The 26,202-nt window shown below is 46.7% G+C and carries 25 protein-coding genes and 1 other annotated feature; of the genes, 13 read left to right on the forward strand and 12 right to left on the reverse strand.

Annotated features, from left to right (window positions below; translation table 11 throughout):
- Window positions 1-83: 83 nt before the first annotated feature.
- The 3 genes from M662_RS01490 to M662_RS01500 all read right to left on the reverse strand — a co-directional run bounded on the left by M662_RS01490 (window position 84) and on the right by M662_RS01500 (window position 3,304).
- On the reverse strand, window positions 84-1,109 hold the full coding sequence (locus M662_RS01490) for a cytochrome d ubiquinol oxidase subunit II (RefSeq protein ID WP_008634859.1): 1,026 nt from the start codon (window positions 1,107-1,109) through the stop codon (window positions 84-86).
- An 18-nt stretch (window positions 1,110-1,127) separates the two neighbouring features.
- A complete protein-coding gene (locus M662_RS01495; protein ID WP_008634856.1) occupies window positions 1,128-2,462 on the reverse strand; it encodes a cytochrome ubiquinol oxidase subunit I in 1,335 nt (444 codons plus the stop codon).
- A gap of 68 nt (window positions 2,463-2,530) precedes the next feature.
- Window positions 2,531-3,304, reverse strand: coding sequence for a class I SAM-dependent methyltransferase (locus M662_RS01500; protein ID WP_008634854.1), 774 nt, complete (start codon window positions 3,302-3,304; stop codon window positions 2,531-2,533).
- A 201-nt stretch (window positions 3,305-3,505) separates the two neighbouring features.
- Window positions 3,506-3,730 (forward strand) — a binding site (T-box leader).
- 107 nt (window positions 3,731-3,837) lie between these two features.
- Between M662_RS01500 and ileS the strand changes: the two genes are divergently transcribed.
- The 4 genes from ileS (at window position 3,838) to M662_RS01520 (ending at window position 9,680) form a co-directional block, all read left to right on the forward strand.
- Window positions 3,838-6,927 (forward strand): isoleucine--tRNA ligase, encoded by a 3,090-nt coding sequence (ileS, locus tag M662_RS01505; RefSeq protein ID WP_026578871.1) that lies wholly within the window; start codon window positions 3,838-3,840, stop codon window positions 6,925-6,927.
- A gap of 107 nt (window positions 6,928-7,034) precedes the next feature.
- On the forward strand, window positions 7,035-7,448 hold the full coding sequence (locus M662_RS01510) for an RrF2 family transcriptional regulator (protein ID WP_008637621.1): 414 nt from the start codon (window positions 7,035-7,037) through the stop codon (window positions 7,446-7,448).
- A gap of 123 nt (window positions 7,449-7,571) precedes the next feature.
- A complete protein-coding gene (locus M662_RS01515) occupies window positions 7,572-8,279 on the forward strand; it encodes a nitroreductase family protein (protein ID WP_008637623.1) in 708 nt (235 codons plus the stop codon).
- A gap of 162 nt (window positions 8,280-8,441) precedes the next feature.
- Window positions 8,442-9,680 (forward strand): multidrug effflux MFS transporter, encoded by a 1,239-nt coding sequence (locus M662_RS01520; RefSeq protein WP_051349007.1) that lies wholly within the window; start codon window positions 8,442-8,444, stop codon window positions 9,678-9,680.
- Window positions 9,681-9,724: 44 nt separating this feature from the next.
- Here M662_RS01520 and M662_RS01525 read toward each other — a convergent pair whose 3' ends face one another.
- The 4 genes from M662_RS01525 to nadB form a co-directional block, all read right to left on the reverse strand.
- Window positions 9,725-10,114 (reverse strand): RDD family protein, encoded by a 390-nt coding sequence (locus tag M662_RS01525; protein WP_008637633.1) that lies wholly within the window; start codon window positions 10,112-10,114, stop codon window positions 9,725-9,727.
- Between the two features lie 138 nt (window positions 10,115-10,252).
- Window positions 10,253-11,359, reverse strand: coding sequence for a quinolinate synthase NadA (nadA, locus tag M662_RS01530; RefSeq protein ID WP_026578873.1), 1,107 nt, complete (start codon window positions 11,357-11,359; stop codon window positions 10,253-10,255).
- On the reverse strand, window positions 11,356-12,204 hold the full coding sequence (nadC, locus tag M662_RS01535) for a carboxylating nicotinate-nucleotide diphosphorylase (protein ID WP_026578874.1): 849 nt from the start codon (window positions 12,202-12,204) through the stop codon (window positions 11,356-11,358). Before nadC ends, nadA begins: the two co-directional genes overlap by 4 nt.
- Window positions 12,143-13,744: an L-aspartate oxidase gene (gene nadB, locus M662_RS01540; RefSeq protein ID WP_051349008.1), complete on the reverse strand. Its 1,602-nt coding sequence runs from the start codon at window positions 13,742-13,744 to the stop codon at window positions 12,143-12,145. Before nadB ends, nadC begins: the two co-directional genes overlap by 62 nt.
- 97 nt (window positions 13,745-13,841) lie before the next feature.
- Between nadB and M662_RS01545 the strand changes: the two genes are divergently transcribed.
- Window positions 13,842-14,960 carry an IscS subfamily cysteine desulfurase gene (locus M662_RS01545; protein ID WP_236096529.1) on the forward strand — a complete coding sequence of 373 codons (1,119 nt, stop codon included), beginning with the start codon at window positions 13,842-13,844 and terminating at the stop codon, window positions 14,958-14,960.
- 35 nt (window positions 14,961-14,995) lie between these two features.
- On the opposite strand, the gene M662_RS01550 is transcribed toward M662_RS01545, so the two are convergent.
- Window positions 14,996-16,315: a TrkH family potassium uptake protein gene (locus tag M662_RS01550; RefSeq protein WP_026578876.1), complete on the reverse strand. Its 1,320-nt coding sequence runs from the start codon at window positions 16,313-16,315 to the stop codon at window positions 14,996-14,998.
- 190 nt (window positions 16,316-16,505) lie between these two features.
- On the opposite strand from M662_RS01550, the gene M662_RS01555 reads away from it, so the two are divergent.
- From M662_RS01555 to M662_RS01565, 3 genes are all read left to right on the forward strand, one after another.
- Window positions 16,506-17,324 carry an ABC transporter ATP-binding protein gene (locus M662_RS01555; RefSeq protein ID WP_008636227.1) on the forward strand — a complete coding sequence of 273 codons (819 nt, stop codon included), beginning with the start codon at window positions 16,506-16,508 and terminating at the stop codon, window positions 17,322-17,324.
- 55 nt (window positions 17,325-17,379) lie between these two features.
- Entirely contained in the window at window positions 17,380-17,862 is a 483-nt protein-coding gene (mscL, locus tag M662_RS01560; protein WP_008636230.1) for a large conductance mechanosensitive channel protein MscL, read from the forward strand.
- A gap of 93 nt (window positions 17,863-17,955) precedes the next feature.
- Window positions 17,956-19,182, forward strand: a complete 1,227-nt coding sequence (locus M662_RS01565) for an MFS transporter (protein WP_026578877.1) — start codon at window positions 17,956-17,958, stop codon at window positions 19,180-19,182.
- 49 nt (window positions 19,183-19,231) lie between these two features.
- Here the strand turns inward: M662_RS01565 and M662_RS01570 are convergent, their stop codons facing one another.
- Both M662_RS01570 and M662_RS01575 read right to left on the reverse strand, forming a co-directional pair.
- Window positions 19,232-19,660 carry a BrxA/BrxB family bacilliredoxin gene (locus M662_RS01570; RefSeq protein WP_026578878.1) on the reverse strand — a complete coding sequence of 143 codons (429 nt, stop codon included), beginning with the start codon at window positions 19,658-19,660 and terminating at the stop codon, window positions 19,232-19,234.
- Between the two features lie 12 nt (window positions 19,661-19,672).
- Entirely contained in the window at window positions 19,673-20,815 is a 1,143-nt protein-coding gene (locus tag M662_RS01575) for a conserved virulence factor C family protein (RefSeq protein WP_026578879.1), read from the reverse strand.
- Between the two features lie 172 nt (window positions 20,816-20,987).
- Between M662_RS01575 and M662_RS01580 the strand changes: the two genes are divergently transcribed.
- From M662_RS01580 to M662_RS01590, 3 genes are read left to right on the forward strand one after another with little or no spacing between them, the layout of a single operon-like run.
- Window positions 20,988-21,908, forward strand: coding sequence for an ABC transporter ATP-binding protein (locus M662_RS01580; protein WP_026578880.1), 921 nt, complete (start codon window positions 20,988-20,990; stop codon window positions 21,906-21,908).
- A complete protein-coding gene (locus M662_RS01585) occupies window positions 21,901-22,863 on the forward strand; it encodes an ABC transporter permease (RefSeq protein WP_026578881.1) in 963 nt (320 codons plus the stop codon). The genes M662_RS01580 and M662_RS01585 overlap by 8 nt, the downstream gene beginning before the upstream one ends.
- 12 nt (window positions 22,864-22,875) lie before the next feature.
- Window positions 22,876-23,328, forward strand: a complete 453-nt coding sequence (locus M662_RS01590; RefSeq protein WP_026578882.1) for a DUF4064 domain-containing protein — start codon at window positions 22,876-22,878, stop codon at window positions 23,326-23,328.
- 43 nt (window positions 23,329-23,371) lie between these two features.
- Here M662_RS01590 and M662_RS19425 read toward each other — a convergent pair whose 3' ends face one another.
- Window positions 23,372-23,545 (reverse strand): hypothetical protein, encoded by a 174-nt coding sequence (locus tag M662_RS19425; RefSeq protein WP_201029328.1) that lies wholly within the window; start codon window positions 23,543-23,545, stop codon window positions 23,372-23,374.
- A gap of 112 nt (window positions 23,546-23,657) precedes the next feature.
- Between M662_RS19425 and M662_RS01595 the strand changes: the two genes are divergently transcribed.
- Window positions 23,658-24,536, forward strand: coding sequence for a formate/nitrite transporter family protein (locus M662_RS01595; protein ID WP_026578883.1), 879 nt, complete (start codon window positions 23,658-23,660; stop codon window positions 24,534-24,536).
- A gap of 99 nt (window positions 24,537-24,635) precedes the next feature.
- On the opposite strand, the gene M662_RS01600 is transcribed toward M662_RS01595, so the two are convergent.
- A complete protein-coding gene (locus M662_RS01600) occupies window positions 24,636-25,106 on the reverse strand; it encodes a DinB family protein (protein WP_026578884.1) in 471 nt (156 codons plus the stop codon).
- Between the two features lie 152 nt (window positions 25,107-25,258).
- On the opposite strand from M662_RS01600, the gene M662_RS01605 reads away from it, so the two are divergent.
- On the forward strand, window positions 25,259-26,023 hold the full coding sequence (locus M662_RS01605; RefSeq protein WP_026578885.1) for a MerR family transcriptional regulator: 765 nt from the start codon (window positions 25,259-25,261) through the stop codon (window positions 26,021-26,023).
- Window positions 26,024-26,202 lie beyond the last annotated feature (179 nt).

Consider the following 26,202-nt stretch of genomic DNA (forward strand, 5'->3'; position numbering starts at 1 on the left):
TCACCTCTCTTTGTCTCTATGTACCCCGTACGGTCCTAAGGATAACGATATAAAAAAGAACGGCAGCTTAAGCTGCCGCTCTTCTATTCCTGTTTCAAGTAACGGCGGTCTTTCAGGAACAAGCGCCAGAACAGGATGAAAGCAGGAATCAGAATTCCGAATCCAATACCGTAGACGACAAGCATCTGATAAAAGATGTCCGGATTTGTGAATCCTTCTTCTATAGTCAAATCAGGATAAATCAGATAGGGGAGGTGCGCATTGCCATAGGCATAGATAGCGATGCCGTATTGAATGATGATCGCAAGGACGGCAAGTCGTGATAGTCCACGCTGTCCATTCTTCCGGCGGATGAACAAAAATGTATAGCCGATCAGGAAGAAAAGAACAGATAATCCGAACGTAAACCAGTTCGCCTGGATATTGTCAACGATCCATGCCGCCTCTTCCGGGAAGGTACCGATGGTCAACATGGCCACGGCAATACTGACCGGTCCAAGCCAAATGGCATGCTTCCGGAACGTGTGATACGCCTTCCAATCGTCTGCCTCTTTTGCATAATCCATCAAGAAGACGGCCGAGATGAATAATTCCGTCGTCAACCCGAAAGCGATATGCATATATAAAGTAGGGTGGGACAGAAGCTCTCCATAATGGAGGCGGGGGTAATCATTATCGAAGTCGATGAATCCTCCTAATGTGATAGGGAGGATACTGACGAGCAGCGCCGGAATGATCAACCCTGTGAATCCCGATGTGATACGAAGCGTATTCTTAAATCGATCGGTATGGTGCTGAAAAACCATGAACGTCGTTCGGATGGTCAAGAGCAAAATACCCAGAGCGACCGGGACGAGCAGAATACTTCCTAAGAGCGTCGTTGCAAATGGGAAGAAGGTTACAACGGAGACAACGAAAATGACGAGAAAAACGTTGGTTACTTCCCATGTCGGTGATAAGAACCGGTTGGCAATCTGAGAGGCGCCGGTTTGCCTGCTCTTACTGTAAATCATTCCCCAGAAACCGGCCCCGAAGTCGAGGGAACCCAGCATAGCGTAGACAAATAGTAAACTCCATAAGATAGTAACCGCCAATGTAGATGCTTCCATTACTCATCCCTCTCCTTTCTAAGTGGTTTCTGAAGGTTCCAGATCTTTGGTCACTGGATGCTTCTTGAAATAATAACGAAGGACGAAGCCGGTGACGAACAACAAGGTGATATAGAGCGTAATGAATAAATAGAACAGAAATCCGACACTGCTGGATTTTGTCGCCGCATCCCCGGTCCGGAGTACATCGGTAATGGTCCAAGGTTGTCTTCCTATACAGCTGAAGCACCAACCGCTTTCAATTGCAATCATTGCAAGGGGACCGCTTACGACGAACAAAGCGAGAAGCCAGCTCGGGAACTCCCGCTTGAGAACATGCTTCCAGAAAAGGGCGATCATCGCTACAAATATCAAGACGCTGCCGATTCCCACCATGACATTAAAAAGGATGTGGACGTATAAAGGGGGCCACAATTCTTCCGGCCATTCGTTCAATCCCATGACTTCCGTGTCAAATCGGTCTCCTGCAAGAAAACTTAGACCGCCGGGTATTTCAATGGCATATTTGACCCGCTCTTCAGCTGCCGATGTATATCCACCGATCGAAAGCGGTGCATAGCGGGTCGTTTCAAACAAACCTTCTGCTGCTGCAAGCTTGCGTGGATTATTTTCATATAATACTTGGGCTGTTTCGTGTCCGTTAATCGCTGTGGCGAGAGAAGTAAGAGCACCGAAGTAGATGGCGATCATCAGCGCTTTCTTATGGTATTTTCGTTCTTTTAATGAAATGTTTTTCCTCATGAGACGCAAAGCGGCAATGGAAGCTACTAAGAAAGCTACGGTCATATAAGCGGATAGGGTCGTGTGAATCGCGGTCACTCCGAAACTCGGATTGAAGAAGGCCGCCCATGTGTCCACATCCGTCACTTCGCCGTCCGGTGTAATACGGAAGCCGGCTGGAGTGTTCATCCACGCATGCACGTCTGTGATGAGAATCGCTGAAGCGGTCGCTCCAAGAGCTACGAATATAATACTGGTAAGTCTTAAGGAAGGCGGGAGTCTGTCCGCTGCATACAAATAGATCGACATGAATACTGCTTCAATAAGAAACGCAAAGATTTCCATTTGGAACGGCAAGGCAATTACCTGCCCGACAATCTCCATGAAATCAGGGAACAGCAAAGAAATCATGACACCGACAATTGTCCCGGAGGCGATGGAAACAGCGAGAAGAATCGCGAATCCTTTTGTCCACCTGCGTGCCATCAATGCGTAGTCAGAATCTTTCTTTATAAAGTAAAGCACTTCTGCGATGATGATCATGACTGGCAGCCCGACCCCGATCGTCGCATAGATGATGTGAAACCCAAGCGACGTTCCGAACAAGGCTCTGGCCATTACAACGACATCCATTCCAATCCCACCTCACTAGTCATCAATACTCCGCTTATTTTTCCTAGGAGGAGGAAGTTTATACACTGTCAGGAACTTTTTGCTCCGACAACCATCCATTCGTCAATGGAGAAAGAATCGACATGACCTTCCGATGTTTGGATGGAGAAGTACTGCTTAGTAGAGGCGGGGGCCGTCATCATATAAGCTTCTACCTGATTCTGAATGGAACGATCCGAACACGTTCGTTCCACCCAGTCACGGAAAGGAAGGTTTTTTTGTTTAAGGCTTTCTTTCTTAATGAGGAAGCCCTCATGAAGGAGCCATTGCTTCCACTCGGATATTTTCCAGGCCCGGACGTGGCTGTCATCTCTCCATTGTTCAAACGTATTATAGAAACGGTCAAGCTCTTCCTTATCCGGAGCCGTGTTATCGATCATCAGAAACGTACCGCCCGGCTTCAATACCCGATAACACTCTTTAATATAAGACAGCGGTTCAGGGAAGTGGTGGGCGGCAATCCTGCATGTGACGGCATCAAAGCTTTCATCGAGGAAAGGGAGCTGTTCGGCATCTGCGACGATATACTCAATATTTTCCAGGTGCTGCAAGTGAGAAGCTGTGTTCTCGAGCATCGCCTTCGTAAGGTCGGTGGCATAGACGGTCTGGACGTATGGAGACAAGGTCCTTGCTACATGGCCGCCTCCGGTTGCAATATCTAGCACTTTCCACGAACGAAGGGGAGAGAGTTGATGAATTAACTCCTGTAAGTCACCAGCATTATTATGCGTCTTGCTTTGTACATACGATTCTCTACTACGCGTGAAGTTTCTTTTTACCCGGTCTTTTCTATCCTCTGTCATCTTCATTCCTTCTTTCTTTATTCATTGGATTACATTTATTGTATAAGAATAAAACAGAGGCTGGTAATACCGTTTTATTATGGAGGGGAATAAGAAATGCTTATTCTGCCGCAGGTATAGGATCGGGAAAAGTGGGCGATGATGGGAGGAACAACCTTTTGACATCCGAAAGATTCCCATGTACTATATGGAGAAGATACGTATAATTCGTTGACGAGAAGAGTAGGCGTGATATGCTGCCTTTAGAGAGTCGCTGGCTGGTGGGAAGCGATGGCAGGTTCAGCTGAAGATCATCTCCGAGAAGTACTGCTGAAATGTTCAGAGTAAGCAGGACCGGCAGACGACCGTTACCCGTTGTGATTACCGAGTGCCGCAAGTATACTTGCGGAATATGGGTGGTACCGCGGATTCCAATCCGTCCCTGTTTTTCTAGTAGAAGCAGGGGCGGATTTTTTAATGCTTTCTTATATTGGTCATACGCTTCTGGTTAGGGATTGTCATGTTAAATAAAAAAAGGGTAAGAGGTGGAAGGAATGCGTAGTGTTAATACGAAAGAAGCGGCTCTCGACCGTGAGAATCGCGTCAAAGATTATTGGAACAGGGAAGATGTCTTCCGTCGCTCTATGAGTGAACGGGAAGGAAACGAGACGTTTGTCTTTTATGAAGGACCTCCGACAGCGAATGGTCTTCCGCACGCCGGACACGTCCTCGGCCGTGTCATCAAAGACTTCATCGGCCGTTATAAAACGATGCAGGGCTATCAGGTCCTTCGTAAAGGCGGGTGGGATACCCACGGTCTCCCGGTAGAACTCGAAGTCGAGAAACAACTGGGTATTTCCGGAAAGCAGCAGATCGAAGAATACGGGGTAGAGAAATTCATTGAAGAGTGTAAGAAGAGTGTCTTCAACTATGAAAAGCAATGGCGTGAATTCACAGAATCAATTGGATACTGGCTTGATATGGATGATCCTTATGTTACCTTGCAAAACCGTTATATCGAGAGCGTATGGAACATCCTGAGTGATCTTCATAAACGGGACCTTTTGACGAAGGGTCACCGTGTAACGCCTTACTGCCCTAGCTGCCAGACGACATTGAGCTCTCATGAAGTAGCACAAGGATATGAAGACGTCAAAGACCTTTCGGCCACGGCAAAATTCAAAGTCAAAGGGTCCGAGAATGAGTTCTTCCTTGGTTGGACGACGACTCCGTGGACGCTTCCTGCCAACGTGACGCTTGCCGTCCATCCGGATTTGGACTATATCAAAGCGGAACAAAACGGGGAAGTATATATCGTTGCGGAAGCATTAGCTGAGAAAAACCTTGGGGAAGAATATAACGTTCTTTCCAAACATAAAGGAAGCGAATTCGCTGGGACGGAATATCATGCACCATTTCCGTTTGTGAAGCCGGAACGAGGACACTTCGTAGTGGAAGCGGGCTTCGTTAACGCGGAAAGCGGTACGGGTGTCGTTCACATCGCTCCTGCCTACGGAGAAGATGACTACAACTTAGTGAAAGAACACAACTTGTCCTTCTTCAACGTTGTTGATGGTCAAGGACGTTATACGGAGGATGTACCTCCATTTGAAGGTCGTTTCGTTAAAGACTGCGATGTTGATATCGTCAAATACCTGGCCAATGAAGGTCTTCTTTTCCATAAAGAGAAATATGAGCACAGCTATCCGCACTGCTGGCGCTGCGACTCTCCGTTGCTTTACTATGCAATCGAGAGCTGGTTTATTAAAACGACAGAAATGAAGGATAAATTCCTGGAGAATAACCAGCAGGTCGAATGGCATCCAGAGCATATCAAGGATGGTCGTTTCGGTAACTTCCTTGAGAATATGGTGGATTGGAACATCGGCCGTAACCGTTTCTGGGGAACACCGCTTCCGATCTGGATCTGTGATTCCTGCGATCACCAATATGCTCCGAACAGCCAGGCAGATCTTCAAGAAAAAGCAATTGGTGATATCGGGGATGTAGAGCTTCACAAACCGTACGTGGACCGCGTTCAATTGACATGTGAGAAGTGTAACGGGACGATGAACCGTGTGCCGGAAGTCATTGATGTTTGGTTTGACAGTGGCTCTATGCCGTTTGCACAACAGCACTATCCGTTCGAGAACAAAGATCAATTTGAGAAGCAGTTCCCTGCTGATGTCATCTGTGAGGGAATTGACCAGACACGCGGCTGGTTCTACAGTCTGCTCGCTGTATCCACTCTGTTCACAGGTAAAGCGCCGTACAAACGCGTCCTCTCCACTGGTCACATCCTGGATGAGGAAGGCCGTAAGATGTCGAAAAGTAAAGGGAACGCCCTTCACCCGATGGATATTGTCAATAAGTTCGGAGCGGATGCTTTCCGTTGGGCGCTGCTTGCTGATAGTGCACCTTGGAACAACAAGCGCTTCTCGGAACGTGTCGTCATTGAGGCGAAATCGAAAGTTATCGATACACTTGTCAATACACACGCATTCTACACGTTGTATGCGAACATCGACGGCTACGAATATAACGAAAAGGAAACAGGAGAGAAAACCCTTCTTGACCGCTGGGTGCTTTCCCGCCTGAACAGTGTGACGGTTGTCGTCAATGAAGCTTTGGATGCTTATGACTTTACAAAAGCAGCGAAAGCGCTGGAGAAGTACATTGATGAGGTCAGTAACTGGTATATCCGTCGTTCCCGTGATCGTTTCTGGGAAGAGGGAATGACAGAGTCCAAAAAGGCAGCTTACCATACGCTTCACGAAGTATTGGTACAGCTAAGCCAATTGATGGCACCATATACACCATTCCTGGCTGATGATATTTATCATAACTTGACGGGTGGAAGCGTCCACCTCGCTTTCTTCCCGAAAGTGGATGAATCCGTTATGAATACACAGCTGGAAGAGGACATGGATGCTGTATTGCAGGTAGTTGAGCTTGCACGTGGAGTCCGTAACACAGAAGCTATTAAGACGAAGCAGCCTTTGTCTGAGCTAGCGGTCATTCCGGTTAATCCAGAGAAAGGAAAAGCTTTGGAAGAATACAGCTCCATCATCCGCGATGAAATCAATGTGAAGGATGTTGTAGTGAAGCAATCTTCTGAAGATCTGGTCCGTTATGACGTGAAGCTGAACTTCCGTGCTGCCGGGCCGGTGCTTGGAAAGAATGTCGGTCTTGTCAAAGGCTTCCTTGAGAAAATGTCCGAGGAAGAAGCAGCTCAAGTAGTACGGGAAGAGAAAGTCCTCGTTCCTACGGCGGATGGCGATGTGGAAGTGACAATGGATCTACTGAACGTAGAACGTGTCGCAGACGCAGGGCTGTCTATGGGATCGAACCAGGACTTCCATGTCGTTCTTGATACAACGATCACGGAAGAACTTCGTCTGGAAGGTATTGCTCGTGAAGTCATCCGTGCCATTCAGGATGAGCGGAAGAAGCAGGATCTCCCGATTGACCTTCGTGTCAATATCGCGTTGAGCGGGGATGCAGATGTTCAACAAGCCATCAAACAGAACGAATCGTTAATTCGTGAGAACGTACTTGTCAATGAATTGAACATGAAAGAACAAGAAGGTATGAAAGAGTACACCGTAGGAGAGAACCAGCTTAAACTCTCTATTCAGCAATAAAGAAAAAGCCCGGGGCCGTCCCCGGGCTTTTTCCAATTATACCGGCGGTTTTTTTGACTTTTGTGCATAGCTGTTTCAAAATAAGGGGTAGGTAAAGAGGTGAGACAATGGCGGAGAAAGTATCAAGTATTAAGTGGTTCGGGATGGCTTTGAAAGCACTGATTGTCCTTGCAAGTAACGAAGGGTTGTGCCCAAGCGGTAAGCTTGCTGAGAAGCTGGAATCCAAATCCGTTTTTCTTAGAAAAATATTGACCCATTTAGTAAAAGCCGAATTGATTCAGGCGAAAGAGGGACGAGATGGTGGTTATTCCCTAGTGAAGCGTCCAGAAGAGATTAAACTATCGGAAATCTATGAAGCGGTGAAGGCGGAAACGATTCCGAAAGATCTATTTGAAACGGACAGCAAAGATTGCTTCGTTCCGGAAACGCAGCTGACATTATCTGAACTAAGGGATGATATGGAAGACTGGATTCTGAATGGTTTGAGCGATCGAACGCTGGCGGACTATATAAAGCGGTAAAAAACGAGGCGGATAAGCCCTCGTTTTTTTTATACTTTAACAAGCAACTGTAATTGACAAAAGAACAGTTAAAAGATTATACTGTTCTTGTATTAAATACAGTTAATGAAGGAGATATATACAATGTCTGAAAAAACAATGAGTAAAGAAGATTACCTAAATAAAGCAAAAGATATGGGTCCGTCCAATGCAGCGCCGAAAGAACTGCCGGATACGGACTTCCTGACGGTGGCAAAAGAGCGCCGTTCCGTCCGCCACTATGATGCGGATTACAAAATAGACCGTGAAGAAATCAAGGAAATTTTGGAGACTGCTTCTCTTGCTCCTTCATCCAGTAACCTGCAGCCATGGCGCTTTCTGATTATTGAAGACCAGAAGGAGAAGGAACGTCTGCTTCCTATCGCTAATAATCAGCAGCAAATTGTAGACGCTTCTGTCGTAATCGCTGTGTTGAGCGATCGTAACGCCTATGAGAATGCTGGTCGTATCTATAATCAAATTGCAGAAAAAGGAAACATGCCGGAAGATGTGAAAGAGATGTACGTAAACAGCATCTATGACACGTACGGAAACTTTCCGCAGGAGCGCTTGACGAAGATTGCCAATATCGATGGCGGAATTATTTCCAACCAGCTTATGCTGGCTGCGAAAGCCAAAGGTTATGATACCGTTCCGATGGGAGGATACGATGTAGATCAATTCATGGAAGCTTTCCATGTGCCGGAAAACTTTGAATCTATCATGTTGATTTCTCTTGGTAAAGGAACAAAAGCAGGATTTGAGAAAACACGCCTGCCGATGGAAGACATTATGGAATGGAACCGTTATTAATCCTTGAGTAAAAAAGAAAACCGGATGCCCTCATGTGAATAGGGGGGCATCCGGTTTTTGTATATGCCGGCAAATAAGGAGAGGGAAAGCAGGATATGCTTGACTCTCCAGTGGATGGAGACATTATGATGGAAAACATTATGTGAAAGAAGGTGTTGTACCATGGCACATGCAGAAGTGCGTGACCATCCTATTTTCTCTCGGTCTTATTTGTACGTATATATTGTTATTCTAGGTTCTTTGAGTGCATTCGGACCACTAACGATCGATATGTACCTGCCGGCCCTGCCGACACTTGCTGATGATCTCGGCACGAGCGCGTCCATTGCTCAGCTGAGCCTGACTGCCTGTTTGATCGGTCTTGCTCTCGGTCAGTTGTTTGTCGGACCATTCTCTGATGCTAAGGGGCGGAAAGGCCCTCTCGTTTCGGCTCTGGTGATCTATACCAGTTCATCGCTGCTGTGTATGTTCGCTGGATCTGTCTGGGTGTTTATCGCCCTGCGTTTTGTCCAAGGTCTCTCCGGTGCAGCAGGTATGGTTATTTCCCGCGCCAGCGTGCGTGATTTGTTCTCCGGTCCGGAATTGACGAAGTTCTTTTCCCTGCTAATGCTTGTCAACGGTCTTGCGCCGATACTGGCTCCTGTTGCAGGGGGACAGTTACTCACAGTCATGTCCTGGCGAGGAGTCTTTGGCGTTCTGGCGGTTCTCGGTGCACTCATGTTTCTGGCGGTTCTCTTTGGACTTAAGGAAACACTGCCGGATACCAATAAAAAATCAGGTGGATGGAAAGAGGCGGTCTCAACATTCGGACTCCTGTTGAGAGATCGTATATTTACCGGCTATATGCTTACGCAAGGGTTCGTAATGGGATCGATGTTTGCTTATATTTCAGGATCCACGTTCGTCCTTCAGGATATATACGGTCTCTCCCCGCAAATGTTCAGTCTGGTATTTGCGATTAATGGATTTGGTCTGATCATCGCCACACAAGTCACAGGTCGACTTGCCGGTAAGATAAAGGAGAGCAGTCTGCTGCGATATGGTCTGGTGCAGGCGGTAGCCGGTGGGTTAGCATTGTTCCTTGCAATCTTTCTGTCCTTGTCCGTAATTTTTTTGTGTGTTGCTTTGTTCCTGGCTGTTTCAAGCGTAGGTATTATCAATACGACGGTCTTTTCCCTTGCTATGGAAACACAGGGGGAGCAGGCTGGCAGTGCATCCGCTCTGCTGGGGCTGCTGCCTTTCTTGATTGGAGCCGTAGTTTCCCCGCTTGTTGGGCTTGGGGACGGAACATCAGGCATGCCCATGGCTCTGGTAATCATCATTTGTGAACTGATTGCCGCTGCTGCTTTCCTGATTTTCGTTCTTCCGGCTGAGAGTAGTAAAGAGAGAACATTGGAATAAAGAAAACAACAATCCCCTGAACAACTGTTCAGGGGATTGTTTACTTATTTCCTGCGTACAACAGTGCCGGCATAACGATCATGAGGGAAAATGGCGCCGCCATCCGCTTCAAAGGATTCTTTGGATTTAATATAATCTATGGTGCTGATGGTATCTCTATAGCCGATCCTTTTTGCAATTACAGCCGATGTTAGTGGAAGCCCGTCTGCATGTTCGAGTTTGAGTCCTGTCTTCTTGTAGCCGATCGTTTGGCCGGAGCGGCGTAGTTGGATGTACTCCAGCCCCCACATCATGAGGGTGGGAGTGACGATGGTATGGAATGCTTCGTTTTTTACCTTTTTACGTAGGAAATATTCCGCAGTGAGTGCTGCAGCAGTCGATATGGCAGTATCAATGAGGAATGCCTGCAGTCTTTTTTTTGTTAACGTCTCCATCAGGGGGGCACCTCTTCCATTTATTCGTTCTACGTTCGATTATAAACGAATGTCGAACGAAATGCCTCTATTATATAAGGCGTTCGTATCTACAGGAAGCGATGATTAGATGGGAGAGCGATTCAAACGATCCTTTTTTTATACTCGCTCCAGCATTCTGGAAAGGGCCTTCTTCGCATCATTGGCGATATACTTGTCAACGGTAATCCTGTTTATTTCCTGTCCTGCATCAAGTGCCTCAAGTGACCAGAGGAGGTGGGGGAGATCGATTCGGTTCATGGTAAGGCAGGGACACATATTCGGATTCAAAGAGATGATGTGTTTATCCGGATGGTCCTTGATAATTCGCTTGACGAGATTCATCTCGGTACCAATGGCAAAGGCGCTTCCGGGAGGGGCTTGTTCAATCGTTTGGATAATGAAGTTCGTGGACCCGGAAGAATCTGAACGGGCGACGACTTCCCTTGTACACTCCGGATGAACGATGATGTGCATCTCCGGGTGATCCTTTCGAACTTGTGCAATATTAGAGGGGGTGAAATTTTCGTGGACGGAACAATGCCCCCGCCATAAGATTACTTGTATATTACTCCAATCACCGTCAAAAAGCAGTGTTTCTTTCATTGGATCCCAAACAGCCATGTTCTCTAAAGGTACTCCTAAATCATAAGCAGTATTTCGCCCAAGGTGCTGGTCGGGTAGAAACAGGATGCGCTGCTTTTGTGTAAACGCCCATTTCACCATTCCAGCCGCGTTCGATGAAGTTACCGTAGCTCCTCCATGCCGCCCGACGAATGCTTTGATCGCTGCTGTGGAATTCACATAGGTCAGTGGTAGAATCGAGTCCCCGAACACATCGTTCAGTTTCTCCCATGCTTTCTCCGTCTGCGCCTTTGTCGCCATGTCTGCCATTGAGCATCCAGCCCGCATATCTGGAAGATAGACGCGTTGATGTTCCCCTGTCAAAATGTCTGCTGTTTCTGCCATGAAGTGAACACCTAAAAAAATGATCGACTCTGCTTCTTTTTGCAATGCGGACTGTTGAGCCAGAACGAGTGAGTCCCCCTTCGTGTCGGCGAATTGAATTACTTCGTCCTTTTGGTAATGGTGGCCGGGGAGGAACACTCTCGCCCCAAGTTTCTGTTTGACCGCAATCGCCCGATCTTCCAGCTCTCTCCTTGTCATTTCTTTATACATGGATGGAATAGAAGGTGTCTCAACAGCTAATTGATCGAATAAATTCATCGTTTCACTTCCTTTCCTGTGCAGGCATTTGCACTGATATCGACGGCCTGATACGAGTGGGTGAGCAGGCCGAGTGACAGGTAGTCCACGCCTGTGTTTCGGTATGTGTGAAGAGTATCCATTGTAATACCGCCGGATGCTTCTGTGATGATGTCCGGCGGTACCAAGCCGGCTAACGCGGCCACTTGTTCCGGTGTGCGGTTATCGAACATAATACAATCGACTCCTGCTTCTACCGCTTCCCGTACTTGTTCGGCGGATTCCGTCTCGACTTCAATTTTCACCATATGTCCGACTCGGTCTTTCAACTGCTTCACGGCAGTCTTGATGGAACCGAAGCAGGCGATGTGGTTGTCTTTAAGCATGACGGCATCATATAAACCAAAGCGATGGTTGTATCCACCGCCTGTCCGAACGGCATATTTTTCAAACATTCGAAGACCCGGTGTTGTTTTTCGAGTATCACAAATCCGCGTGTGGTCACTATTCAGTTTCTGGACGGCCTGCTGTGTCGTTGTAGCAATTCCGCTCATTCTTTGGATCAGGTTTAAAATTACGCGCTCTCCTTGAAGGAGAGCGGACGGAGGGCCTTGTATAGAGGCAATATCCAGGCCTGGATAAAGTGCTTCTCCCTCAGCTGCCAATATCTCTACAGTAATAGAAGGATCGAGTACCCGGAATCCCTCGGTGATGACAGGTCCTCCGCAAAAACAGCCTGTCTGCTTACTTCGTATAATCATTTTTCCGTATGTTTCTTGGTCGAATAAAGATTCGCACCAATCATTATCCCCGACGTCTTCCCGCAGGAACGTTTCCAGGCAGTGTTTCAGTTTCAATCGGTTCATCGTCTATTTTCCACTCCTTCTTCCATACTTGAATAATTTGTTTCGAGCTCCAAGCGTCCTTCGTGTCCGGATAGTCGGTGCGTATATGGGCGCCGCGGCTTTCTTCTCTTTCCCATGCAGATTTGGTAATCAGCCATGCGGTCTGCATGAGAAAGCACAGTTCGGTCTGCCTGACAGACAGGGTGGAAAGGTCACAGAAGACAAGGTCTTCCACCTCGTAGGATGAAAACCAATCCAACTGTTTCTGCAGGGATTTTTTGCTGCGGATGATGCCGACGTTGGCCATCATGTGCGTTTGGATCGTTCTCTGCTCCGGCATGCGCATCGGTTGTTTCTTTTTTTTCCGTTTAACAGGGGGACGGGGATGCACGTGGGGAAGACTGCTCAGGTGCTCCGCCAGTCTTTTTCCGTAAACCAGGCATTCTAATAACGAGTTGCTTGCTAGACGGTTTGCTCCGTGCAGACCGTTACTGGCAGCTTCACCGACAGCATAGAATCCGGCCAAAGACGTTCTTCCAACCGTATCTGTCTGAATCCCCCCCATTTGGAAGTGACAGCCTGGAGCTACGGGAAGAAGCCCTTCTTTGATAGACAGGCCATGCTCCCTGCATCGTTTCGTAATGGCTGGAAATTTATTAGGGAAATCGGAAACACCACGAATATCTAAATAGGCGCTGCGGCCGGCGTTTCGCACCTCGTGGATCCGCTGTGCAACAATATGACGAGGTGCGAGCTCCATTAATGGGTGGACACCATCCATCAGGTTATTTCCAAATTCGTCAACCAGTACGGCTCCTTCTCCTCGGACTGCCTCCGATATCAAGCCTTTGGATTCTCCGTTTATGTAAAGCATGGTCGGGTGAAATTGAACGAATTCCATATCTGACAGTTGTGCACCAGCATGATAGGCGAGAGCTGATCCATCTCCTGTAATGGTAGAGGCATTCGAAGTATTCGGATAAACCTGGCCGCACCCACCTGTGGCCATTACGATATGGGCAGCGAGGAAAGTATGGACATTTCTATTCTGATCTTTACTTCGGACCCCGCAGCAGCGTCCGTATGAATCTTTTATTAGTTCGAACACATGCTGATGCTCATAAACAGAAATGTTGGGAGGAAGGGTTTCGGCGAGGAACTGCATCAAGTACCTTCCTGTCTGATCCCCGCCGCTGTGCAGAATTCTGTTGTAAGAATGAGCTCCTTCCCTGCCGAGGGAGAAGTTCCCATCCTCTTTTAAATCGAACGGGCACCCCTCTGCTGATAGTTCCTTCATTACTCCGGGAGCCTGTTGGGTTAAATGGTGTACCGCTTGGGCGTCACTGATGGAACATCCGGCCTTCATCGTATCCTCGAAATGATAGAAAGGACGATCTTCGCTATCCAACGCCGCAGCAATTCCTCCCTGAGCCAGACGAGAGTTTCCATGCTGTAAATGGGACTTTGTGATAATTATCACATGTTTATCCCTGTGAAGATGTCTCGCAAGCTGGAGGGCGGAGGCGCCGCTGCCAATAATAATTACGTCTGCCATACTCATTCCAACACCTACTGTCTTTACACTTGTATTGACATTAATATTTACATAAGATGTATAGAAAGACAAGTGAAATTTTATTTATCGTTTATGAGGGGGAATGAGAGTGCACTACTTTGATTACGCGGCTGCTTGCCCAATTGAAGAGGAAGCATTGAGTGTTTATATCCATGCTTCTAAAAATTTTTTTGGAAATACCGGAAGTCTTCATGATATTGGAACAGATGCGAAACGCTTATTGGAACACTGCCGTGAACGGATCGCTCACATGGTGGGTGTAGAGAAAGCAGGTATTTACTTCACGAGCGGGGGAACAGAGAGCAATGAAATAGCGTTGAGATCGCTGCAGGCACTCCGCCCCAACAGGAGTGTGATAATAGCGGGAGGCGAGCATGCTTCCATTCAGTATCTCGTAGATCAATGGGAGGAGGAAGGCGTTTCGGTTACGAGAATCCCGTTTACAGAAGACGGTGTATTGAATATGGCGGTCTTGAAAGCAACCATGAATGACGAGACAGGGCTTGTTATCATGCAGCACGTAAACGGAGACATCGGTACGACACAGCCTGTGGAAGAAGTGAACCAACTTTGTGATACATATGGTGCTCTTATGCACTGTGATTGTGTACAATCCTTCGGGAAAAAAGATTTACGTGCTGTATCAAAGGTGGTAGACAGCCTTTCTTTATCTGCTCATAAGATAGGTGGTCCAACAGGGATCGGTGCTGTCTACATAAAGCCTTCCTTGAACGTCCCGCCTAAAACACCTTCTCCTGCACACGAATCCGGCATGAGACCAGGGACGGTTCCTTTACCAGGAGTGGCAGCATTTACAGAAGCAGCCGGTAAAAGTGTAGACAATCTTATTGAAAATCAACGGAAGATCAGCGAGAGAAAGCGCTGGTTCCTTGAGAGGATGCAGGAATGCCGGGAGTCATTCCGTGTCGTCGGCAATGGGAATGCCGTGGTGGGAATCTGTTTGAAAGGAGTGGAAGGTCAGTGGGCGATGCTGGAGGCGAATAGACTCGGCTACGCCTTTTCAACCGGCAGCGCCTGTCAAGCAGGTAAGACGCCTTATGCCCTAACCGCTATGGGAATGTCGAAAGAAGAAGCGAAGACATTCATTCGAATCTCTTTCCATCCTAGCCACACAAGGCAGGAAGTGGAGGGGCTTGCAACAGTTTTAAAGAAAACCATACATGCACACAACCTTGTGTGAAAAAACACCCTGCCATTGGCAGGGTGTTTGATTGATTAACCGGTCAATACTTCTTCTTTTGGGTACTTGATCGGATCCGGCCGTGGTTTTGTAAAAGCAAATGCAAAGGTAAGCGGCCCCAGCTTACCAAAAAGCATCAACGACACAAGGATCATTTTTCCGGCAATGGTCAAGTCTCCTGTAATTCCAGTGGAAAGACCGACTGTGCCGAATGCTGAAATGGCTTCAAACAAAATGGAAAGGAAGGAGGCGTCCTCCGTCATGTTTAAAAAGAAGGTACTGGTAAAGACAAGAAACACACTGCCTACCGTCAATGCAAGAGCCCGCATGACAAGTCTTGGGCGCAGACTTCTGCGGAAGAGAGTCAAATCTTCCTTGTCGCGGAAGAAAGCAAGGGTAGCAACGATGATAATCACAGCTGTAGTAAGTTTAATACCTCCGGCGGTAGAGGCGCTCCCCCCACCGATAAACATCAGTATGAGCATGAAGAAAAGCGAATCGTCTTCCATCGCTCCAATATCAATGGTGTTGAATCCGGCCGTTCTCGGCGTTACCGCCTGAAAATAGGAGGCTATCAGCTTTCCTGGCGTAGACATATTTCCTATTGTTTCCGGGTTGTTAAATTCCAAAACGAAAATCATGAGAATGCTGAAGACATTGATGGCAATCGTTCCGACAAGCATCGTCTTCGTATGGAGGGAAAGTCGATGAAAATCTTTGGTTTTCCACAAGTCAAAGACGACCGTGAAACCTACCCCTCCGATAATGAATAAAAAGGAAATGACTATATTGACGACTGGATCGGTAACATATCCGGACAGGCTGTCCGACCAAACGGAAAATCCAGCATTATTGAAGGCTGAAATTGCATGGAACGTGCTGACATAAATTCCTCTGGCCAGCCCGAATTCAGGCACCCATCGAAAGGACAACAGGACGATGGCGACCAGTTCCATACTGATGGAGAAAATCAACAGCTTCTTAACAAGGAGGATGATCCCTCCGACTGCCGTCTGGTTTAGAGACTGCTGAATAATCATTCGCTCTTTCAAGCCTATTTTCTTACCGAGAGCCATGAAAATAAGTACAGCGAATGTCATGATTCCTAATCCACCTAATTGAATAAGCGCAAGAATGACCCACTGACCGACTAATGTGAATGCTGTCCCGGTATCGACAACGGCAAGACCTGTTACTGTCATAGCAGAGGTTGCTGTAAACAATGCATCCCCTAATGTAATACCCTCCGTAGTAGAGAAGGGAAGCATCAATAGAAATGTTCCTAATGTAATAAAGAATAAAAAGACCAGGATTAGAATTTGAGGAGGATTCAATTCCGTTCTCTTCTTCTCCATTTACCGTACACCTTCTTCCATTCAAGTTAGTGCTCTTATTATAAGCGAATAAGTGGAAACGTAAAGATGTTTTTTATAAATGCCTGAAAGAGGGGGCTGCTTGCGAAAAAAAGGAAGGAATTATATAATATTGATAATGATTTTCATTGTCGGAGATAGTTTCACGTTCACACTTAGGGAGGATTCCAGCATGGCAAAGCTAATGACAGAGCAGGTAGGTATCGCTTATGGAGACCATCATGTCGTCCGGGATTTAGATTTGGATATACCTGAAAATCAAATTACGACGATCATCGGACCGAATGGATGCGGGAAGTCTACAATTCTGAAGGCTTTGGCAAGAATCCACTCCGTTCAGGAAGGAAGCATTTATCTGGACGGGAAAGCCATAAAAAAAGAGTCGACGAAAGAAATAGCCAAGAAGATGGGTGTTCTTCCGCAAACACCGAAAGCTCCAAGCGGTCTGACTGTTTCAGAGCTGGTTTCTTATGGGCGGTATCCACACCAAAAAGGGTTTGGGAAGCTGTCTGATCACGATAGAGAAGTGATCCAATGGGCGCTTGAAATAACCGGAGTAGAAGAATTCTCTAACCGTTCCATCGATGCCTTATCCGGCGGACAGCGGCAACGGGTGTGGATTGCGATGGCACTGGCGCAGGAAACAGAACTGCTCATTCTTGATGAGCCGACAACGTACTTGGATCTTGCCCACCAGTTGGAAGTTTTAAAGCTTTTGGAGCAGCTTAATCGAGAAGAAGGACGCACGATCGTCATGGTCATTCACGATTTGAATCATGCGGCACGGTTTGCTGATTATATCGTGGCCCTTCGCGGAGGGAAAGTGATTCGAGAAGGCACTCCTGAAGAAGTGATTCGGAAAGACGTGCTGAAGGAAGTATTCCAAATCGACGCGGAAGTAGTCCAGGATCCCCGGACGAACCGTCCCATCTGCTTGACCTATGACTTGCTTGGTTCGGTACCGGAAGTCTGTCAAAAGGCTGTTTTGTAGATCGATTCATAGCTTGTCTCCTCCTTACATACATTGGTGAGGAAGGAGGGCGTGTATGGGTCTCTTAAGGGAGTTTAAACAGTTTGCAATGCGTGGAAGTGCGGTGGATATAGGCGTAGGGATGGTGCTGGGAGCAGCATTCAGTGGCTTTATTGATTCCTTCGTCAAGGACCTTCTCATGCCTCCCATCGGTCTCCTGTATCATAAGATGGACATAGAGAATATGTTCATAAGTCTGAATGGTACAGCGTATTCTTCCAGATCAGCAGCGGAAGCAGCCGGAGCGCCCACGATAAATTACGGTCTTTTCCTTACGGCTTCTGTGCGATTTCTGATCGTTCTCTTTGCCGTTTTTCTTGTGGTGCGGCAATTAAACAGATGGAAGAAGCCGCATCAGGACCCGATGCTCTCTATGACTAAGAAGGAGTGCCCGTACTGCTGTTTGTCTATTCCCAGTCAGGCTGTCATCTGCCCTAACTGTTCTTCTTCCCTGTCTAAATATACAAAAGAGCCGCCGTCTAAATGGCGGATGAAGTAAAAGACGCCCGCCCGGGCGTCTTTTTTTATTTTTCAAGCAAGATATTCGCTTGGTTGGACACCATAATTATAAGAATGTAAATGAGGTGTAGGTATGGAAAACAAAGTGAGTCGTTGGTGTCTTATAAGTATGGCGTCCATCCCTTTGGTGATGACGCTTGGCAATTCCATGCTGATACCCGTTCTTCCCATCTTTGAGGAGAAGGTGGGGATCAGCCCGTTCCAGTCCAGTATCATCATTACGAGTTATTCCGTAGCGGCTATTTTCCTGATACCGGTCGCCGGGTACCTTTCCGATCGATTTGGAAGGAAGATCATCATTCTTCCCAGTCTGTTTCTTGCGCTGGTCGGTGGAATCATTGCGGGATTCGCCTCTTGGAAAGGGAGTGATCCTTTCTTTTGGATCATTATCGGGCGCATCCTGCAGGGGATCGGAGCAGCAGGAGCAACGCCGATTATTTTGCCGCTTGTGGGTGATTTGTATAAAGACGATGACACGAAAACGAGTGCCTGTCTCGGAATCATTGAGACATCCAACACGTTCGGAAAAGTACTAAGTCCGATTCTCGGATCCTTGTTCGCAGTATTCTTATGGTTCTTACCGTTTTTTTCAATCTCTTTTTTCAGCTTGATTTCCATCATTCTTGTGTTCTTCTTCATCAAAGTTCCGAAAGATGAGAAGGCGGAACCGCAGCCGTTAAAGCAATTCATTCACAAGACGAAGGAGATCTTCGGGAAAGAGGGGAAATGGTTGTATCCGACCTTTCTGCTCGGAGCCTATGCTATGCTCGTTCTTTTCGCGGTACTTTTCTTCATGTCGGATATGTTGGAGAAGGTCCATGATATTAAAGGAGTGAAGAAGGGGTTCATCCTTGCCATCCCTCTTTTCACTTTATGTGTGGCTTCTTTCGTAACAGGTAAGAAAATAAAAGGGGACACGAAAGTGATGAAGTGGGTGCTCTCCATATCTTTAAGCATGATCGCAGCCAGTGTATGCTTTGTAGGCTTTGTCAGTGACAGGTTGGTTCTGCTGCTCGTAGTCACCAGTGTGCTTGGTATTGCAATCGGGTCGATGCTGCCGACGCTCGATGCGCTTATTACGGAGGGAATCGAGAAAGAAGAAAGAGGCACGATTACCTCCTTCTATAGTTCCTCCCGCTTTATCGGGGTTGCTGCCGGCCCGCCTTTAATGTCTTTATTAATGAAGAATTATTTGAATGTCAGTTACATTGTCAGTGGAGCAATCGGCGTGGTTCTGCTTTTGCTGGTCCTGTTTCTGGTGAAAGGAAAAAGCGAGGAAGAGGGGTCGCAGCCTGCTTAGCGCATATAAAAAAGAGCGGAGCACAAAAGGCTTCCGCTCTTTCTTGTATTTAGCAAAACTTGTTATATGCCCCGGTCAGGTTGGCTGTGATTTCTTCTACTTCGTAATCTTCAATTTCCTCCCGCGGGATAAAGTGAAGGACTTGTCCATCTTTCAGTAATGCCATGGAAGGGGAGGAAGGTTCATATCCTTCCAAGTATTCTCTCATTCGGGCGGTCGCCTCCCTATCCTGTCCGGCAAAGACGGTTACAAGGTTCTCAGGCCGCTTCTCGTTATGGAGTGATTCTCGGGCCGAAGGACGGGCCAGTCCTGCTGCACATCCGCAGACAGAATTGATGACCACAAGCGTAGTTCCTTTTGTCTCACTAATAAAAGTATCCACTTCTTCTGGTGTGGTCAGTTCCTGAAAGCCGGCATTAGTTAATTCATCTCTCATCGGTTGGGAAATTTCTTTCATATAGGCTTCATATGGGTTCATCACTTTTGCCTCCTATTGTTCTTTTTGTTTCGTTGCCTGTGTCATTTGGTGCCAGACGGATCCTTTGGCTTCTTCTCCACCTTCGATTCGTTCGATGGCCATGTTAATCTGCATTTTTACTTCGAACTCAGGGTCATCAGCCGCCTGCTTCAAAGCCGGAAGGGCAGATTCATCTCCAAGCTCATAAAGGAACATAGCTGCCCGCCAGCGGACCAGGCGGTTGGCATCGGACAAAGATTCGATCATCGGAGGCATCGCTTCTTTGAAGCCAAGATCTGACAGGCAGTCGCCGGCAGTACGGCGGACTGTTACGGAAGTATCCCGCAGAGCCTTATAGAGGTAGGGGAGTGTTTCCACTTCTTCGATCATGCCTAAGTAGGCGGTCGCCAAACGACGGATGGATGCCTTATCGTCATCCAGCGCTTTGTCGAGAACTTCATAATCGTCTGCTGTCGGTTCCATACGGTCGAGGGCTGCATAGCGAACCTTCCAATCGGCATCGTCCAGTGTTTCGAGTGTGATTTTCGACTCGGAAGGATGCTTTTCGACGGGATTCGTTTCTTGATCAAACGCTTGTTTAACAAGGTCTTCCAGTCGTTTCTCGTCGTAGCTTGCAGATAATTCTTCTTTTACCTGCTCTCCGATTTCTTCTGTACTCCCGTATCTCGGATTCTGTTCGATCCATTTCCTCTCCATGATCATATTCGGAGAGGCTGGTGCTGCTTTCATCGCTGCATTCATGAAACGTTCCGGCAGACCGACACGGATTTCCTCTTCGCCTTCCTCCAGTTTCACCTGCATCGGAATGCCCCGGAACTGTTGAATGTAAACCCTGACTTCCCCGAACGGATCATCACTCCCGGCGCCTTTTGTTTCCTCCGGCTGCTCCGGAACGACAGAACCGAATACGTGCCTCACTTTCGGGAGGATATCTTCCCAAGCTGTACGGCCGTTTCGTTCGAGTGCAAGAAAATCGGTCACATGATAGATCCCTTTGACTCCTTCAATCTCAAATAAATGCTGGATAAAATCGGGAGCATCTGTTAAATCGTCTCCCTTTTTATAGTTGTGAGCCTTACCATCCGGCAGTTTCTCATTTACATTGATTTTCATTGAATTTGGACTGGGCGTCGGTTCGATCGATACGATTTTCACTTTATCATTCCCCCTAAACGCTCATTTCTTTATCTAGTTTAACAAAGATAGACGAGAGCTTCTATGCAGGAGCTCCCGAGAAGGAGTTTTTTGTAAAAAAATTCTTAAATAGTGAAACTTTTGTTGTCTGATGTCGTAGATTAGGTGTGTCGAAGAAAAAGGAGGGGTTTTCTTGACGGAACCCGTAATGCAGTTAAAGAATTTGAAGAAAACGATAGGGAAGAAGCCGATTATTAAAGGACTGGACTTTGATATATACGGTGGGGAAGTATTTGGTTTCCTTGGTCCTAACGGTGCAGGGAAAACGACCACCATCCGAATGATGGTCGGTTTGATCGGGATGACGGAAGGAGACGTCATCATTAAAGGGCACAGCGTCCGTAACGATTTCAAAGATGCGATCCGTCACGTCGGTGGTATCGTGGAGAATCCGGAAATGTATCCGTTTATGAGCGGTTGGAAGAACCTGCTTCACTATTCAAGAATGATTCCGGGTGTTACGAAGGAACGGATCGAAGAAGTGGTCCGCCTTGTCGGTTTGGAAGGTCGGATGAAGGATAAGGTAGGGAAATATTCTCTAGGGATGCGACAACGCTTAGGAATTGCACAAGCTCTCTTACATAATCCTTCTGTCCTGATCCTCGATGAACCGACAAATGGATTGGATCCTAGTGGTATTCGGGAGATCCGAGCTTATATCCGTCGTCTAGCCGAAGAGGAAGGTGTAGCGGTAATCGTATCGAGTCACATCCTTTCTGAAATGGAAATGATGTGTGATCGAATCGGCATCATAAAGAATGGAGAGCTCATTTCCATTCAGACCGTTAATGAAGCTTTGCAGCAGACGGATAAGAAGGAAGTATCGATCGAGGCGGAGCCGTTGGAAGAAGCAAAGGCGGCTTTGGATGAACTGACCGATACGAAGACGGTACTCGCTAAAGAACAGCTTACCCTTACGATTGAGAAAGAGGACATCCCGCGCGTTATTGCCGGTCTTGTAGCGAAGAATATCAACATCTACAGTGTGAACGTGAATCGTTCGACGCTTGAGGATAAATTCCTTGATTTGATTGGAGAGGGAAAGATTGAATAATTTTATACAGTTAGTTAAAAATGAACAAATGAAGTTATATGCCCAGAAAGCGACATGGATCATGCTTATCGTTTTAGGTGTGCTTGTCATAGCGTTCGGCGCGCTGCTTAAAGTGGACGAGTCATTCACAGGTGGAGATGCGCCGACAGGAGACAACTGGAAAGAAGAACTTCAGGAGCAGAACGCGCAGTTGACAGGGGAGACAGAGAGCGGCCAGGCTCCGGAAATCAAGTATCCTAATTATTATGATGTAGAAGAGAACCAGTACCGCATTGATAATGATATTAAACCGGTGGAATACAATGTCTGGTCCTTCGTTCAGGAGAATCGCGGTCTTGTTTCTGTAGTAAGCTTATTGACGATTATTGTAGCGGCAGGAATCACAGCCAACGAATTCCGGTGGGGAACGATCAAGCTGCTGTTGATCCGTCCGATCTCCAGAGCAAAGATACTGTTGTCTAAATATGTATCGGTATTGATTTTCGCTCTTACTGCACTCGTAGTTTTATACGTTCTTTCCTTCTTGTTAGGGACGGTATTGTTCGGCTTCGGAGATCCTTCACAGGCGTATGTCTTCAGCCAAGGTGGAGAAATGCAGTCTGCGGAAATATTCTCCCATACACTTAAGCAGTACTTATTAAGTTCTGTTAACCTGCTTATTATGGCAACGTTTGCCTTTATGATATCTGCTGTCTTCCGTAACAGTGCGCTGGCCATTGGTGTAGCAATCTTCTTGATGATGGCTGGAAATATGATCATTGTTTTCCTTGCAGACAAAGATTGGGCGAAGTATATTCTGTTTGCCAACACGGATTTGACGGTATATTTAGAGGGCACACCTATGTTGGAAGGTTTGACAGCAGGCTTTTCCGTTGCTGTACTGGCCGTATATTACATCATATTCATCGTGCTCGCTTGGACATTCTTTACGAAGAGGGATGTTGCTGGAGCCTGATGATCAGGAGGAATGAATGTGAAGCGAACGGTTGAAATCGTATTGACGGTCATTGGTATGGTTCTTTTCGGAATCCCTCTGTTTGTCAGTACTGTGGTCATGGGTGGAATAGATGATCCCGGAGTAAGAGAAGGCGTGGAGAATTTCATAAATTCCTCCGAATTCCAAGCACAGCCTGGGGCCGAGGATTTTACGTCGGGGCAGCTGTTGACGATGTTCGAGTCACTTGGTCAATTTGTCCTGATTGCTTCCATCATCGGTCTGGCAGTGGGAATCCTTGCTCTGATCTTCCTTATCGGTAACAAGAAGCCGAAAGCGGCAGGGATCATGCTGATCGTTTCCGCGATCGTTCTGACATTAGCGACGTTGTTCCTTGGAATTTTCGGAGGCGCTGCTTATCTGGTAGCTGGAATCGTAGCTCTTGTCAGAAAGTCGAGGAAGCCTTTGGATGGTACAGTGACCTGAATAGAAACACCGCATGCATCAGCATGCGGTGTTTTTTTATGAACTAGTCCAAGGTGCGGTTTGTTTCGTCTACATCGGCGGCTTGTTTGTCGTACACGGTGCTGTTCTGTGGCTGCATCCCGCTTCCCCCGCAAATCTTGCACGTGTACCGCCATTCTTCATCATCCATAAGCAGACCTTCCCCGTTACAAGCGAGACAAAGTAGATCCCTTGCCATGAGCTTCCTCCTTTACCTTTTATTATTAACCTGTTTCAAAGCAGGAATGTTATACAGAAAGGTTACAGAAAAAGTCAGATGGGGAATAGTTATGTCATTGGAGGGATGATAAATGGCAGAAAATGACGAAAAAAACCGTAATCAATCGGAAGATATAGAAGAGAAGAAAAAGGACGAGCCGAGCAGGCAGTTCTATATCCCTTCGCAAATCGTTGACGGATTTGGTGAAAAAGGTAGGGATCACCTAAGTAAGCCTTTCCGGGCTCAATTCCTGTTAGCATTGACGGCAGGATCATTCATGACCTTCGGGGCTGTCTTTTCCATATTGCTTTCCGAAGGGGTGGAAACGAAAGGGCTGTTCCACCTGCTTGCTGGTCTCGGGTTTGCAGCCGGGTATTCGATGGTGTTTATATCCGGAGCCGTTTTGTTTACGGAAATCAACGTCCTTCTACCGTCTTATTTATTTAATAAGTCAGGGTTAATGAAAGGGAATATATATAAGTTCTGGGCATCCACCTACATTGGTAACCTGATCGGGGCTTTTTTGGTAGCCGTGCTGATCGAGTTGTCCGGATCCTTTTCTTCTACCTTCTATCCGGAATTGACTATGTACCTGGAGAATAAAATGAAGTTCATGGATCATGGTGTCCTGGGGTGGTTTCAGGTTCTCGTTTCCGGGATCCTGGCGAACTGGCTGATCGGGATGGCCGCATTTCTTACGACTGCTGCAAGGGATATAACAGGGAAGATTCTTGGAACTATGCTCCCTGTCGTCTTGTTCGTAGCCGGTAACTTCCAGCACAGCGCCGCGAATATGGGGTATTTCAGTATGGGTTTCCTCGTATCTGATAAATACACGTGGTACGAATATATTTTCTTCAATTTGGTACCCGCGAGTATCGGTAATTTAATTGGAGGAGCCATTTTAGTTTCTTTACTTTTCTCTTATGCGTACAAAGAGGACATTCAGACGGATCTTGGCAGAAAATAAGAAGTGGTTCGAAACCACGGCAAAGAAACCGGCCCTCAGACCTTTCATAGGAAAAGAGAAGTCGGTTTCTTTCGCTTTTAATTCGCACTTTCCGTCTGCTTATTCGAATAACATGATTTCCGGATCCTTCTTATACGTGTGGACGAGCATCGCATGAAGCTGCCCTCTGTGATGGTACATATGAGCGATAATTTGCAGGAGCCATTCAAAACGGGTGTGGGATACTCCCCACCATGAAGTTGTTTCCGTGTATAGATGCTCCTCCGTATAATGCTCAAATTGAAATTTCAATTGGGAAAAATGTTCAAACAGCTTTTCCAGAATGGCCTCTTTTTTCTTAAGGGATATTGACTCATAGAACTGTTCCATCTCATCTTTGGACCGCTCTTCAATAATTGCTCCGTCTGCTGCCGGAATGACAGCGATATGTTCAAGAAGTTCTCCAATGGAATATTTCCCTTCCGTCGGACGAAGCTTGAGGTCATCCTCCGAGAGTTGGCCTACCATTTCTGATATGGAAGCGATCACGATCTCTAATTGGTGGAAAGCACTCTGGCAGTACATATTCATAGGAACACAACCTTATAAAGAATGTCATAGCTAATAATTCTTCAGTTGCCCGTCAAAACCCTCTACGGATCATAAAACTACAATTAATGACAAGAAAAGCTATTGACCTTGACGTGACGTCATATCATAAGCTTAAGAAGAGGTGATCACCTATGATGAAAATAAAAGAGGTAGCGGATCTGGCCGGATGCAGTGTGCGCACGCTGCATCATTACGATCACATCGGCTTGCTTTCTCCACGGACCATCGCTTCTAATGGGTATCGACTTTATGGGGAGAGTGAAATAGCGAGGCTTCAACAAATTCTTTTCTTCCGTGAAATGGATCTTTCTTTAGTAAAGATTCAACAGATACTAGACGACCCCGAATTTGATGAGCGAAAGGCACTTGCTCATCACCGGTACATGTTAGTGGAGAAACGACACCGTTTGGATCGGATGATTGAATCTGTCGACCGCACGCTTGCCTCAATTCAAGGAGGAACGGTTATGGAGAATAAAGATCGTTTAGAGCCCTTTGACAGTCGCTCGATTGAGGAGCATCAAAAGAAATATGAGCAGGAAGTAAACAATCGCTGGGGAAACACAGCTGCGTACAAGGAATCAGCAAGAAAGACAAAATCTTATTCCGAAGAAGACTGGAAAAGGATGAAACAGGATATGGATGCCATCGACCGTCACTTGGTTTCTATCATGGATAAAGGACCGGAAGATGCGGAGGTTCAAAAGTGGATCGGTAAGAAGCGGCAGCATATCACAGACTATTTCTATGAATGTACCTTGGAGATCTTCCGCGGTCTTGCCGACATGTATGTAAACGATGAGCGGTTCCGCTCCAATCTTGAGAAATGGAGAGAGGGGTACCCCGCATTTCTAAACGATGCTATCGTGCACTATTGTAATGTACAAAGAGGTTAAGGAAAGAGGTAAGTTCATAAAAATAGGCTTCTGCGGATGCAGAGGTCTATTTTTATGCAGAAATGTAAGGAATTATACTATATGACAAGGAAGTAAAGTCGTTGTAATGTTTGCAATGATATTGTTGCTGTCCTGTTATTGGCTTTTCCGATACACATGTTAGAGTAGTACTTGTGATT

Source organism: Bacillus sp. SB49 (genome assembly GCF_000469135.2).
GTDB lineage: Bacteria > Bacillota > Bacilli > Bacillales > Halobacillaceae > Halobacillus.

Bases quoted from the DNA above. Each gene is read 5' to 3' on its own strand.
- M662_RS01490 (WP_008634859.1), bottom strand. From the start codon at position 1,109: ATGGAAGCATCTACATTGGCGGTTACTATCTTATGGAGTTTACTATTT.
- M662_RS01500 (WP_008634854.1), bottom strand. From the start codon at position 3,304: ATGACAGAGGATAGAAAAGACCGGGTAAAAAGAAACTTCACGCGTAGT.
- M662_RS01605 (WP_026578885.1), top strand. From the start codon at position 25,259: ATGATGAAAATAAAAGAGGTAGCGGATCTGGCCGGATGCAGTGTGCGC.
- M662_RS01525 (WP_008637633.1), bottom strand. From the start codon at position 10,114: ATGGAGACGTTAACAAAAAAAAGACTGCAGGCATTCCTCATTGATACT.
- nadA (WP_026578873.1), bottom strand. From the start codon at position 11,359: ATGAATTTATTCGATCAATTAGCTGTTGAGACACCTTCTATTCCATCC.
- M662_RS01515 (WP_008637623.1), top strand. From the start codon at position 7,572: ATGTCTGAAAAAACAATGAGTAAAGAAGATTACCTAAATAAAGCAAAA.
- M662_RS01550 (WP_026578876.1), bottom strand. From the start codon at position 16,315: ATGGAGAAGAAGAGAACGGAATTGAATCCTCCTCAAATTCTAATCCTG.
- M662_RS01495 (WP_008634856.1), bottom strand. From the start codon at position 2,462: ATGGATGTCGTTGTAATGGCCAGAGCCTTGTTCGGAACGTCGCTTGGG.
- M662_RS19425 (WP_201029328.1), bottom strand. From the start codon at position 23,545: ATGGCAAGGGATCTACTTTGTCTCGCTTGTAACGGGGAAGGTCTGCTT.
- M662_RS01555 (WP_008636227.1), top strand. From the start codon at position 16,506: ATGGCAAAGCTAATGACAGAGCAGGTAGGTATCGCTTATGGAGACCAT.
- M662_RS01590 (WP_026578882.1), top strand. From the start codon at position 22,876: ATGAATGTGAAGCGAACGGTTGAAATCGTATTGACGGTCATTGGTATG.
- M662_RS01565 (WP_026578877.1), top strand. From the start codon at position 17,956: ATGGAAAACAAAGTGAGTCGTTGGTGTCTTATAAGTATGGCGTCCATC.
- M662_RS01570 (WP_026578878.1), bottom strand. From the start codon at position 19,660: ATGAACCCATATGAAGCCTATATGAAAGAAATTTCCCAACCGATGAGA.
- M662_RS01545 (WP_236096529.1), top strand. From the start codon at position 13,842: ATGAGAGTGCACTACTTTGATTACGCGGCTGCTTGCCCAATTGAAGAG.
- nadB (WP_051349008.1), bottom strand. From the start codon at position 13,744: ATGAGTATGGCAGACGTAATTATTATTGGCAGCGGCGCCTCCGCCCTC.
- nadC (WP_026578874.1), bottom strand. From the start codon at position 12,204: ATGAACCGATTGAAACTGAAACACTGCCTGGAAACGTTCCTGCGGGAA.
- mscL (WP_008636230.1), top strand. From the start codon at position 17,380: ATGGGTCTCTTAAGGGAGTTTAAACAGTTTGCAATGCGTGGAAGTGCG.
- ileS (WP_026578871.1), top strand. From the start codon at position 3,838: ATGCGTAGTGTTAATACGAAAGAAGCGGCTCTCGACCGTGAGAATCGC.
- M662_RS01600 (WP_026578884.1), bottom strand. From the start codon at position 25,106: ATGAATATGTACTGCCAGAGTGCTTTCCACCAATTAGAGATCGTGATC.
- M662_RS01510 (WP_008637621.1), top strand. From the start codon at position 7,035: ATGGCGGAGAAAGTATCAAGTATTAAGTGGTTCGGGATGGCTTTGAAA.
- M662_RS01520 (WP_051349007.1), top strand. From the start codon at position 8,442: ATGGCACATGCAGAAGTGCGTGACCATCCTATTTTCTCTCGGTCTTAT.
- M662_RS01595 (WP_026578883.1), top strand. From the start codon at position 23,658: ATGGCAGAAAATGACGAAAAAAACCGTAATCAATCGGAAGATATAGAA.